Origin of the sequence: Fusobacterium necrogenes (assembly GCF_900450765.1) — a bacterium.
In the GTDB taxonomy this organism is placed as follows: Bacteria; Fusobacteriota; Fusobacteriia; order Fusobacteriales; family Fusobacteriaceae; genus Fusobacterium_A; species Fusobacterium_A necrogenes.
This window is the reverse complement of sequence record NZ_UGGU01000003.1, coordinates 599,259-611,302: the sequence shown is the minus strand read 5'-3', so window position 1 is coordinate 611,302 and position 12,044 is coordinate 599,259. Positions and strand designations below refer to the sequence as shown.

Annotated in this window: 12 protein-coding genes; 1 reads left to right on the top strand and 11 read right to left on the bottom strand. The window is 30.8% G+C overall.

Annotated elements, in window-relative coordinates:
* The first annotated feature begins 232 nt into the window (after positions 1-232).
* Positions 233-1,474: a tetratricopeptide repeat protein gene (locus DYA59_RS03235; RefSeq protein WP_115269315.1), complete on the top strand. Its 1,242-nt coding sequence runs from the start codon at positions 233-235 to the stop codon at positions 1,472-1,474.
* Positions 1,475-1,641: 167 nt separating this feature from the next.
* On the opposite strand, the gene DYA59_RS03230 is transcribed toward DYA59_RS03235, so the two are convergent.
* The 11 genes from DYA59_RS03230 to purC form a co-directional block, all read right to left on the bottom strand.
* On the bottom strand, positions 1,642-2,346 hold the full coding sequence (locus DYA59_RS03230; protein WP_115269313.1) for an energy-coupling factor transporter transmembrane component T: 705 nt from the start codon (positions 2,344-2,346) through the stop codon (positions 1,642-1,644).
* Entirely contained in the window at positions 2,339-3,124 is a 786-nt protein-coding gene (locus DYA59_RS03225; protein ID WP_115269311.1) for an ATP-binding cassette domain-containing protein, read from the bottom strand. Before DYA59_RS03225 ends, DYA59_RS03230 begins: the two co-directional genes overlap by 8 nt.
* Positions 3,100-3,918 (bottom strand): energy-coupling factor ABC transporter ATP-binding protein, encoded by an 819-nt coding sequence (locus tag DYA59_RS03220; protein WP_172606941.1) that lies wholly within the window; start codon positions 3,916-3,918, stop codon positions 3,100-3,102. Before DYA59_RS03220 ends, DYA59_RS03225 begins: the two co-directional genes overlap by 25 nt.
* On the bottom strand, positions 3,905-4,435 hold the full coding sequence (locus DYA59_RS03215) for a CD3072 family TudS-related putative desulfidase (RefSeq protein WP_115269307.1): 531 nt from the start codon (positions 4,433-4,435) through the stop codon (positions 3,905-3,907). Before DYA59_RS03215 ends, DYA59_RS03220 begins: the two co-directional genes overlap by 14 nt.
* A complete protein-coding gene (locus DYA59_RS03210; protein ID WP_115269305.1) occupies positions 4,428-4,988 on the bottom strand; it encodes a CD3073 family putative ECF transporter S component in 561 nt (186 codons plus the stop codon). The genes DYA59_RS03215 and DYA59_RS03210 overlap by 8 nt, the downstream gene beginning before the upstream one ends.
* A 216-nt stretch (positions 4,989-5,204) precedes the next feature.
* Positions 5,205-6,458, bottom strand: coding sequence for a phosphoribosylamine--glycine ligase (purD, locus tag DYA59_RS03205; protein ID WP_115269303.1), 1,254 nt, complete (start codon positions 6,456-6,458; stop codon positions 5,205-5,207).
* A gap of 232 nt (positions 6,459-6,690) precedes the next feature.
* A complete protein-coding gene (gene purH, locus DYA59_RS03200) occupies positions 6,691-8,196 on the bottom strand; it encodes a bifunctional phosphoribosylaminoimidazolecarboxamide formyltransferase/IMP cyclohydrolase (RefSeq protein ID WP_172606979.1) in 1,506 nt (501 codons plus the stop codon).
* On the bottom strand, positions 8,193-8,786 hold the full coding sequence (gene purN, locus DYA59_RS03195; RefSeq protein WP_115269299.1) for a phosphoribosylglycinamide formyltransferase: 594 nt from the start codon (positions 8,784-8,786) through the stop codon (positions 8,193-8,195). Before purN ends, purH begins: the two co-directional genes overlap by 4 nt.
* Positions 8,774-9,775, bottom strand: coding sequence for a phosphoribosylformylglycinamidine cyclo-ligase (gene purM, locus DYA59_RS03190; protein WP_005887049.1), 1,002 nt, complete (start codon positions 9,773-9,775; stop codon positions 8,774-8,776). Before purM ends, purN begins: the two co-directional genes overlap by 13 nt.
* A 26-nt stretch (positions 9,776-9,801) precedes the next feature.
* Positions 9,802-11,199: an amidophosphoribosyltransferase gene (purF, locus tag DYA59_RS03185; protein ID WP_115271458.1), complete on the bottom strand. Its 1,398-nt coding sequence runs from the start codon at positions 11,197-11,199 to the stop codon at positions 9,802-9,804.
* 2 nt (positions 11,200-11,201) lie between these two features.
* Positions 11,202-11,915: a phosphoribosylaminoimidazolesuccinocarboxamide synthase gene (gene purC / locus DYA59_RS03180; protein WP_115269296.1), complete on the bottom strand. Its 714-nt coding sequence runs from the start codon at positions 11,913-11,915 to the stop codon at positions 11,202-11,204.
* Positions 11,916-12,044: the final 129 nt, after the last annotated feature.

The window sequence follows — 12,044 nt, the reverse complement described above, 5'->3', positions numbered from 1 at the left end:
ATTCCACCTATTATATATTTTTATTTAATTATATTATTTAAAAATTAAAATATCAACTATAAAATTTTTTAATTTTCTAAATTCAATTTATCTATTTATACAGTTTTTTATTCTATTACTATATATTTAGTCATTTTTTTGTCATAGTTATGTTGAAATACTATACATTTTTAAAAAATTATTATATAATATTTATAATATTAGAAGTTACATATTTTATAGGGGGAGAAAGATGTTTTTATCACCAGAAGAAAAATTATTAAAATTGAGAAAAAAATATAAAATAACCCAAGGAGAATTAGTAGGGGAAGATATTACCCGCGTTTTTTTAGGAATGATTGAAATTGGCAAGAGATCTTTAACTGAAAAAACTGCTAAATTACTTTGTAAAAATTTCCATAAAATTTTAAAAGAAAAAGGAATAAATGATAAAATTTCTTTAGAAGAACTTATGAAATCTAAGGAACAGCAAGCTATTGAATTTCTTAATAATATGTTAATCAGTGAAATTGATATTAGTAATGAAAATTTATGGATTATAGAAGAAGCTCTCTATGAACTCCAACCTAAAGAAAGAGAAATCTTTTGTGAAAACCTTTATCTTCGTTTTAAAAGAAGAAAAAGATATTTTCTTGCAATTGAATACCTTCTAAAATCTTTTCATGGAGTTAGAAAAATACAAAATCTTCATGAAAAGTTACAAGATATGTTCTATATGTGTGAACAAATAAAAGATCCATTAGGCTTTATCTATACATATAGAAGATTTTCATCTTGGTTGCCTAAAGAAAAACTAACTATTGATAACGAAAAATTAAAATACTCATATGCTAAAGCTCTTTTAGATGTAAAAGAGTATGATGAAGCTCTAGAAATAATAAATTTTTTATATAAAAAAAGTAAAAATGATGAAACCATATATATCGTTAGAAATCTTTTAGCTAGAGCTTTAAGAGAACAAAATAAAATTGCTGATTCTATAAAAGAATACTCCTCTCTTGCTAAAGGTAGAAATAGCAAAGAAAAATGTTTAGCTTATGCTGAAATTATCAAAATTGGACTCACTACTTCTGATAATGACTTAATAAAAAAATACTATGAAAAAGCTAAATCTATTATACATGAGGTAACTGGAAATACTTTAGAAACTCTTAATATTTTATATACTCTTGCTAAAGGTACTAAAAGACTAGGTAAAATCAAAGATACAAAATCCTATTATATGGAAGCTCTTGTAATAGGTAAAAATATAGAAGATTCCCTTAACCTTAGAGTAGAAATCATTGGAGAACTTTTTGAAGTTCTAGATAAAAGTGATTTTTATTCTGTTCAAAGTATTGAATTAGAATATTTAGAATTATTGAAAAATACTGCTAATTATGAGGTTTCTTTAAAAATTTTAAATTACTATAAAAAATTTCTACCTAATGAACTACCTAAAAAGATTGAATTATTTTTAAATACTAAAATATAAATTATTATACTTTTAATTTTTGTTTTGAATACAATATACTTCCCCTTTCTTAATAAATAAAAGTTTTTAACCTTTATAAAAAGTCAAGAAAATATATAAATAATATTTTCTTGACTTTATTTTAATATAATATTTATACTATTTTTCTCCAAAATAATTCTCTTGTCCTAATCTATAAATATTACTCTCATAAATAATAAGATTCCAATAAAGCTTATATATAAATAATCCTTTTTAGAAAAAATATATTCTCTCAATCTTGTTCTTTTCATCTCATTTCCATATCCTCTCACTTCCATAGCAGTAGCTATGTGAAAGGCTTTTTGTATTCCAGATACAACCACTGGAAAAAATAGATTAATTACACTTTTTACTCTTTCTCCTATACCCATCAATTCAAAATCTAGTCCTCTAGCCTTTTGAGCTAAGTATATTCTCTGCCCTTCCTCTTGAAGCAGAGGAATAAATTTTAATCCAAGAGCAGTGATTACAGCTATGGAATTTACTGGTATTTTAAAAATTTTAAGTGGAGATAAAAAACTCTCCATCACAAATCCTATCTCATCAATATCTATTGAAGAAACTAAAGTAACAGCTATAAAGATTATTCCTAAAAATCTAAATACACCTACAACTATATATTCTAAGTCTCTTCCAATTAAAAAATAATTGATAAAGATAATAGATAAGAAAAGTGTTATAGAGTATTTTAAAACTCTTTTTAGATTCTCTTTTTTTATTGAGAAAAGTAGAATATGTCCTATCAAAAATGGTAAAAGTGCTGCTATATCACTATATTTTCTCATCATTGCTAAAAGAAGTATATAGATAAATGTTGTAAAAAATAGTGTCCTTGGGTCATATTTACTCACTTAACATCACCTCACATAACTCCTCTATTGAGTTCATCTCACTTAAATCCATACCTTTTTCAGATAAGATTCTAAAGATATCTGTACTCTCACTTCTCTCCTCTAATAAAATCTTTTTAGGATTTCCATCTTTTATTACTCTTCCCTTTTCTAATTTTATTACTCTCTCTCCATATTTTAAGACATCTTCTAATGTATGAGAACTTTGAATTATCATTGTTCCAAATTTTTTTAATCTCTCTAAAACTGAATAAAATATTCTCTTATTTTCAATATCCAATCCAGCAGTAGGTTCATCTAGTATCAAAATCTTTGGCTCATTGATTAGTATTGAAGCAAGGGCAGTAAACCTCTTCTGTCCTCCACTTATTTCAAAAGGAGAGTTAGATAGTATCTCTCTAGGAAAACTTAAAAGCTCTAAAACCTTTTCTAATTTTTTCTCTATCTCTTCATCAGAAACCTTCTTTCTCTTAAGTGTATAGGTAATCTCCTCTTTTACACTATTACAGAAAAACTGTTTCTCTGTATATTGGAACATCACTCCAACCTTATCTCTAAACTCTCTTAAAGTACTTTTATCCTTTAGCTCTTTTCCATTGAAAGTAAGCTTTCCAGAGAATATTTTTGTCAAATAAGCTACTGTTTGAAGTAGTGTAGACTTTCCACTTCCTGTTTCCCCTATGAAAAAACACCACTCATTATTTGAAAAATATAACTCTATATCTTTTAGATATTCATTAGTAAATCCAGCTCCTACTTTTTCAAGCTTAATCTCCATAGATGCTCTGCCACCTCCTCACTACTAAAAAGATTTTTGCTAATATCTATCCCTTTTCTTCTAAAAATCTCTCTAGCTATATAGAAATTTGGTGGAAGTTCTAAACTCTCTCCAAGACTACCCGTAATAATCTCTTTTAAGAACTTATCTCTATCTCCTTGCCATAGTTCTCCATTTTTTAAATATATCACTTCATCTACATATTTTAGCTCATCTAAATGATGGCTAATTAAGAGAATCGTTACTCCTCTATCTCTCAATCTTTTCAGAAGCTCCATTATATTCTCTCTATTTTTTTCATCTAGCATAGCAGTTCCCTCATCTAATACTAAAACCTTTGGCTTTAACATCAGAGCTGAACCTATACATAATCTTTGTTTCTCTCCTCCAGATAGTTGAGATATTCTCAAATCCCTTTTTTCTAAAAGATTTATCTCTTGTAAAACCTCTTCTATTCTTTCTCTCATCTCCATAGAAGAGTATCCATAGTTTTCCATTGAAAAGGCTAACTCCTCATCTATCCTTTCAGAAACTATCTGTTCATCTGGATTCTGAAAAACCATTCCTATATTTTTTCTTACTTCATAGAGATTATCATTTATATTTTTCCCATCTACCAATATCTCTCCACTTTTTACCTTCACTATTCCCAATAGAAGTTTTACCAATGTGGATTTTCCAGAGCCATTTTTCCCTAAAAGAGTATAAAATTTTCCATCTTCCAATTTTAAAGAGAAATTTTTAAATACTTCTCTTTCATAATATGAAAAATCAATATTTTTAATCTCTATCAAGATTCTCCCTCCAATTATCAAAGTCAAAGAAATTTATTTTTACTCTCTTCTCCTCTAGTAACTCTTGAAAAATCTCCATAAGTATTCCTTTTTCTTCTACCATCTTAACTTTTGATTGAGCATCTTCTATACTTTTATAGGTATTGACCTCCCCTTGCCAATCTCCCACACATGTTAGACTTACTCCACAAGTAGGGCTTCCCTTTATTCCACATACTCCTAATACTTCATAGCTATTGGCTTTGTAATCCTCTAACTCTTCAATTATAGGATACAAAATATTTTTACATTGGTTTCTATATCCTGAATAATCTAATTGTGTCTTAAGGTGTCCCCATCTTTTAAGTCCTAACTGTCTTAGCTCTGGACAAGGAAGTTGTACAAGCCCTATATTATTTTCCATACAATATTTTACCATCTCTTGAAAGTCTTTCATCTCTCTTCCGTAAGGTAAAACAACTGAATTTTGGTTTAGAATACAGTGAGAAATAATTAAAATTTTTCTCCCTCTATTCATTTTCTTTCAACTCTCTTTTTATATTTTGAGGTAATTTTTGAATTATTAAAGCAACTATAATACATGAAACACTCTTATCAATAATATTTGACAATACTCTTGGAATAAAAGCTGCCGTAAATATCTTCTGTCCACTCTTAGCCAACCAACCTACAAAGATATCCAAAGTTCCTCCTGCTAGTCCACCAAATAAATATACAGTAATAGGTGTTCCAATAAGTGGAGCTAGTACTGATAAAATAAGTCCTGTTATTAGAGCAGTCTTAATATCAAAAGCAAATCTTTTAGCTACTAGTCCTACAAATATACCAATTACCATATTTACTATTGCATAAGGTAGCTCCACAGGATTATTTACAACTGAAGTTATAACATTGGTAATAAGTCCTGTTACTCCTCCAAAAAATGGTCCTAAGAGTACCCCAGCTAATATTGTTCCAATAGTATCAAAAAATAAAAATGGAATAGCAAAAGTTTTAGCTAATACGGCCAATACTATATTTAATCCTATTCCCATTGCTGATATTGTTAAAAATAATATTCTTTTATTCATAATCTCGCATCCTTTTCTATTTTATTCTTATTTTAATATTTTTCTTTCATAAATTATGCTGCCGAAATACCTTCATTTTATAAATCCCTCCAAAACTTTATTCTATAGTTGTTAAATCTTCTTAACATTATCAAATATTATATCATATTTTTTTAATTTTATCTCCTTAAAAAGAAAAAAGAGAGTTACAATTTATATTGCAACTCCCATTATAATTTATCTATATAATACTCCAATATCTTTTCTAAAGTATTTCTTCTCAAAGTTTACTTTCTTAGCATCAGAGTAAGCTTTTGCTCTAGCTTCTTCAAGGTTATCTCCAATAGCTACCACATTGATTACCCTTCCACCATTAGTAAGAAGTTTTCCATCTTCTAATTTAGCTCCAGCTACAAATAACATATTATCTACACTATCCATACCTGTTATTTCATAATCTTTGTTATATTTTTCTGGATATCCACCTGAAGCAAGAACTACACAACAAGCTGATTTATTACTCCATTTTACATCTATCTCAGAAAGCTTTCTATCTATTCCACTTTCTAATAGATTTATAAAATCTGATTCAAGTAATGGTAATACAACTTGAGTTTCTGGGTCTCCCAATCTCATATTGTACTCAAGAAGATAAACTCCCTTAGCAGTTATCATCAGTCCAAAGAATATAAATCCAGCAAAATCCATTCCCTCTGCTTTTATTCCCTCAAGAGTGGGATTCATTATCTCAGTTATAAATTTATCATATACCTCTTTAGTTACATAAGGGTTAGGGGCTATTGTTCCCATTCCTCCTGTATTTAATCCTGTTTCTTTCTCTCCAATTTTCTTATGGTCTTTAGCAGAGATAAAAGGTAGGATAATCTTTGAGTCAGTAACTGATAAGATTGAAGCCTCTACTCCATCTAAGAACTCCTCTACTACAATTTGTTCTCCAGCACTGCTGAATACTTTATCTATCATTATCTCATCTACTGCTTTTAGAGCCTCTTCAAGATTTTGGCAGATAAGTACCCCTTTACCAGCAGCAAGTCCACTAGCTTTTACCACTAGAGGAAACTCACAAGTTTTTATATATTCCTTAGCCTTTTCAGCTTCCTTAAATACTTCATAAGCAGCTGTTTTTACTCCATACTTTTTCATAAAATCTTTAGCAAAAGCTTTTGACCCTTCAAGTAGAGCAGCTTTCTTATCTGGTCCAAAGATTTTTAATCCTTCAGCTTGGAATTTCTCTACAATACCATCTACTAGAAGCTCCTCACTTCCAACGATAGTTAAATCTATTTTATTCTCTTTAGCAAAGGCAAGAATCTCATCTACTCCTTTTAGGTTTACATTCTCTCCTTTTTCAAGTAACTCTGTTCCACCATTTCCTGGAGCACAGTATACTTTTTCTACTTTCTCATTTTGACTTACTTTCCAGCAGATAGTATGCTCTCTTCCACCGCTTCCAACTACTAATATTTTCATTCTCTCTTCTCCTTTAAACTTCTAATTTCTAATCTCTCTTTCTTAAAAGAAAACTAAGAATTGCTCCGTATTTCAAGAAGTTGATTAACTATGGCTCAATTCACTAAAAACACAAAACTCGGCTATGCCTCAAACAGTTGTGTTTTTTAGCGTTCCTTTTCGCTAAGTTAATCTAACTTCTCTCCATAATCTCCACAATTCTTAAAGTTTTCTTAATCTAATTCATAGAAAATTAGTGTTTGAAATGTCTCATTCCACTGAATATCATAGCTATTCCATGCTCATTACAAGCTTCAATAGATTCCTTATCTCTAAGAGATCCACCAGGTTGAATGATGGCCTTGATTCCATGTTTTGCACAAGTGTCTACTACATCTCTAAATGGAAAGAAAGCGTCAGAAGCAAGAACAGCTCCCTCTATTCTCTCTCCAGCTCTTTCTATTGCTTGTTCAGTAGGCCAAATTCTGTTTGTTTCTCCATTTCCTATTCCAATAGCCATCTTCTCTTTAGCTACTACAATAGCATTAGATTTTACATGTTTTACTATCTTCATTCCAAAGTCTAAGTCACTCATCTCTTTTTCAGTAGGAACTTTTTCTGTAACAGTTTCATAGTGAGTAGAGAAACTCAAATCCTCATCTTGTACTAAGATTCCTCCATCTACTTTTACAAAATTTATTTTATCCATAGGTTTATGATGGCATTTTATTACTCTTAGATTTTTCTTAGTTCGCAACACTTCTAAAGCTTCCTCTGTAAAGCTTGGAGCTATTACTATCTCTAAGAATATTTTTACTAACTCCTCAGCAGTTGCCTTATCTACCTCTTTATTAAGAGCTACTATTCCTCCAAATATAGATACAGGATCACACTCATAAGCTTTTACATAAGCTTCATGTATATCCTTTCCAATAGCTGCCCCACATGGAGTAGAATGTTTTACTCCACAACAAGCTGGTTCTTCAAATTCACAAGCTACTTTCCAAGCTACGTCCATATCTCTTATATTATTAAATGAAAGCTCTTTTCCATTTAATTGTTCAAAATCTTTCATAGCTCCACTATCAGTAGTTGATACATAATAAGCAGCTTTTTGATGAGGATTCTCTCCATATCTTAAATCCATAACTTTTTCATATGAAGCATTTAGATAATGAGGCATCTCATCTCCAAGTAAGAAACTAGATATAGCTGCATCATAAGCAGATGTTAAGTTGAAAACTTTTCCAGCAAGTCTTTTTCTTGTTTCAAATGTTACCTCTCCAGCTTCCATCTCTCTCATAACAGTTTCATAGTCAGCTGTATCACTAATTACTACAACATCTTTAAAAGATTTCGCTGCTGATCTTAGCATTGTAGGTCCACCAATATCTATGAATTCAACTTTTTCTTCAAAAGTCAAATCCTCATTTACTTTCTTAAAGAATGGATATAGATTTACAACTACCATATCAATAGTTTCTATTCCTCTAGCTTTTATAGTAGCCATATGCTCCTCATTATCTCTTATAGCTAAAATTCCTCCATGAATTACAGGGTGTAGAGTTTTTACTCTTCCATCTAACATCTCTGGAGCTTTTGTTACTTCAGCTACCTCTATTACAGGTACTCCATTCTCTTTTAAATATCTATATGTTCCACCTGTTGAGATTATCTCCACATTGTGTTTTACTAAAAATTGTACAAACTCTAATATTCCATTTTTATCAAAAACTGATATTAATGCTCTTTTCATTATGAATAAACTCCTTTATTTTTTTCTGTTATAATTTTTGCAATAGATTCAGGTAAAAGTTTATGTTCCTCCATCAATATTCTCTTCTGTAATGTCTCTGGAGTATCGCCGACTAAAACTTTTACTCTCTTTTGAGCTATTATCTCTCCACTATCAACTCCTGTATCCACATAGTGTACTGTACAACCACTTTCTTGCTCTCCAGCTTTTAGTACAGCTTCATGTACTTTTATCCCATACATTCCAGGACCGCCAAACTTTGGGAGAAGTGAAGGATGAATATTAATTATTTTTCCTTTCCACTTGTTCACAAACTCCTCATCAATAATAGATAAAAATCCAGCTAAAACTACTAACTCTACTCCTTTTTCTGTTATGATTTTATCTATTTCTTTACATAGCTCTTTTTTTAAAATTTTTCTATCTAATACATGCCTATCTATTCCAGCTTCCTTAGCTCTCTCTACTCCATAACACTCTCTATCTCCAATTACAACTTCAACGTTACATTGTAATTCTCCACTTTTAGATTTATCTATTATGGATTGAAGATTACTTCCTCCACCAGAAACTAAAACTCCTATTTTAAACATAGTCCCTTTTCTCCCTTTTGAACATATCCTATTTCAAAAGCTTCTTCTCCATATTTAGCAAGCTCTTCTATTACTCCATCTTTATCTTTAGGGTCTACTACTAGTACAAAACCTACTCCCATATTGAATGTTCCATACATCTCATCTTCTGGGATATCCCCCTCTTTTTGAATATATTTAAATATGTCTAATACTCTTAATTTTTCTTTTAATACAACTGGTTGATGTCCTTCACTTATTGTTCTAGGTAAGTTCTCAGGTAATCCTCCTCCAGTTATATGAGCCATACCTTTTACATTATATTTTTCTAATACAGCAAGAACTGGTTTTACATATATTTTTGTAGGTGTAAGAAGAGTTTCACTAATTGGTTTTCCATTATACTCTTTATTATAGTCAGTTATTACCTTTCTTACTAATGAGAATCCATTACTATGTACTCCAGAAGATGGTATAGCTATTAAGATATCTCCTTCAGAAGTTGTACTTCCATTTACTATTTTAGATTTTTCTACTGCTCCCACACAGAAACCAGCTATATCATAATCTCCTACTTTGTAGAATCCTGGCATTTCTGCTGTTTCTCCACCTATAAGGGCAGCTCCAGCTTGATAACAACCTTCAGCTACTCCAGAAACTAATTCAGCTGCTACTTCAGCATCTAATTTTCCACAAGCTAGATAATCTAAAAAGAATATTGGTTTTGCTCCGTGACAAAGAACGTCATTTACACACATAGCAACAGCATCTATTCCTACTGTGTCATATTTTTTTGTAGTAAGAGCTATCTCTAATTTTGTTCCTACTCCATCAGTTCCAGAAACTAATACAGGATTTTCATATTTTCCTAACTCATACATAGCTCCAAAACTTCCAAGTCCATTTAATACGTTACTATTCATTGTTTTAGCAACAGCTTTCTTCATCAGCTCTACTGCTCTATATCCTTCCTCTTTATCTACTCCAGCTTCTTTATATGAAATTGCCATTTTTTCCTCCAAAATTTAAATTGTTTTTATATTTCTGTTGGTGTATCTACTGGATATTCTCCATTAAAGCATCCTACACAGTAGTCACATCCTTTTAAAGACTTTAACATATTTTCCATCGATAAGTAATCTAATGTATCTGCATTTATTTCTTTTCTTATCTCTTCTACTGATAATCTAGCTGCTATTAACTCCTCCCTATGAGCCGTATCTATCCCAAAATAGCAAGAGTGTTTTACAGCTGGAGAAGCTGAACGGAAGTGTACTTCCTTAGCTCCTGCTCTTCTGATTATCTCTATTAAAATCTTACTTGTTGTTCCTCTCACTAGTGAGTCATCAATTATTACTACTCTTTTTCCTTCAAGATTTACTTTTAATGGATTTAATTTTACCATTACAGCTTGCTCTCTTAGAGCTTGAGTAGGTTTTATAAATGTTCTTCCTATATATTTATTTTTTACTAGCCCTATTGCATAAGGTATTCCACTAGCTTCAGCAAAACCAATAGCTGCTGGTATTCCAGAATCTGGTACACCTATTACTACATCTGCATCTACTTTCATCTGTTTAGCAAGTAATCTTCCAGCCTCTACCCTAGACTCGTATACATTTAATCCATCTATTACACTATCAGGTCTAGCAAAGTATATGTGTTCAAATGAGCAAGGTGCTTTTTTATTATTTTCTGAATATTTTACAGATTTTACTCCATTCTCATCTATTATTACCATCTCTCCTGGTAATACATCTCTAATTAGAGTTCCTCCCACAGCATCAATGGCACAAGATTCAGAAGCTAAAATATAATCTCCATTTTCATTTATACCTAAGCAAAGTGGTCTTATTCCATATGGGTCTCTTACTCCTACCAATTTGTTTCCAGCTAAGATTACTAATGCATAAGCTCCTTTTATAGCTCCTACTGTACTTCTTATAGCATCTTCAACATTTCCATTAGCTTTTCTTGCTATCATCTTGATGATAACTTCTGAGTCTATTGAAGTATTAAAAGTAGAACCAGCATCTTCTAATAACTCTCTTATTATCTTTGCATTAGTTAAATTTCCATTGTGAGCTACTGCTATTTGCCCTAATTTATATCTACTCTCAAGAGGCTGAGCATTTTCTAATTTGCTCGCCCCTGTTGTAGAGTATCTCACATGTCCTATTGCAGCATTTCCAACAAGATTATTTAAAGTTTCTGGTGTAAATACATCTGCAGTAAGTCCCATTCCTTTATAAGTTACTATCTCTCCAAAATTAGAAACAGATATTCCCGCACTCTCTTGACCTCTATGTTGAAGAGCATATAATCCGTAGTAAGTTATTTGTGCTACTTCATTTACCTCTTTTGAATATATTCCAAATACTCCACACTCCTCTTCCATTTTATCTTTAGCCATTAGAATTTCTGTGCAGTTCATCATTAAGCCCCCAATCTCTTTAATACTTCTATATAAGCCTCTTCTATTCCACCAAGATCTCTTCTAAATCTATCTTTATCTAATTTCTTTCCAGTTTCTTTATCCCATAATCTACAAGTGTCTGGAGTTATTTCATCAGCTAGTAAGATTTCTCCTTTAAAATTTTTACCAAATTCTATTTTAAAGTCCACTAAAGTGATCCCTGTTTTATCAAAAGCATCTTTCAATAGATTATTGATCTGAGCAGTAATTCTATATATCTCTGCTAACTCTTCATAAGTACAAAGTCCTAAAGCAACTGCATGATGGTCATTGATTAATGGGTCTCCATAAGCGTCATTTTTATAGCAAATTTCGAATATTGTATTAGTTGGTTTAGTTCCCTCTGGAACTCCAACTCTTGCTGCCATTGAACCAGCTATTACGTTTCTTACTATTACTTCTAATGGAAATATTTTTACTTTTTGACAAAGTTGATCTCTATCATTTAATACATCTACTAAGTGAGTTTTTATTCCATTTTTCTCTAACATTCTGAATAACATAGCTGTTATTTTGTTGTTCATTACACCTTTATTTACTATTGTTCCTTTTTTAGTTCCATTTCCTGCTGTTGCATCATCTTTATAGTGAATTATTACTAAGTTCTCATCTGTTGTTGAATATACTTGTTTAGCTTTTCCTTCATAAATAAAATCTTTTTTTTCTACTGACATTTTAATTCCTCCTGAGATACTTTTAATATTTTTATACCTTATTTTTATTCTAATTCATTCTCTTGAAAACTAAGAGTTGCTCCATACTTCAAGAAGTTGATTAACTATGGCTTATCTCACTAAAAACGC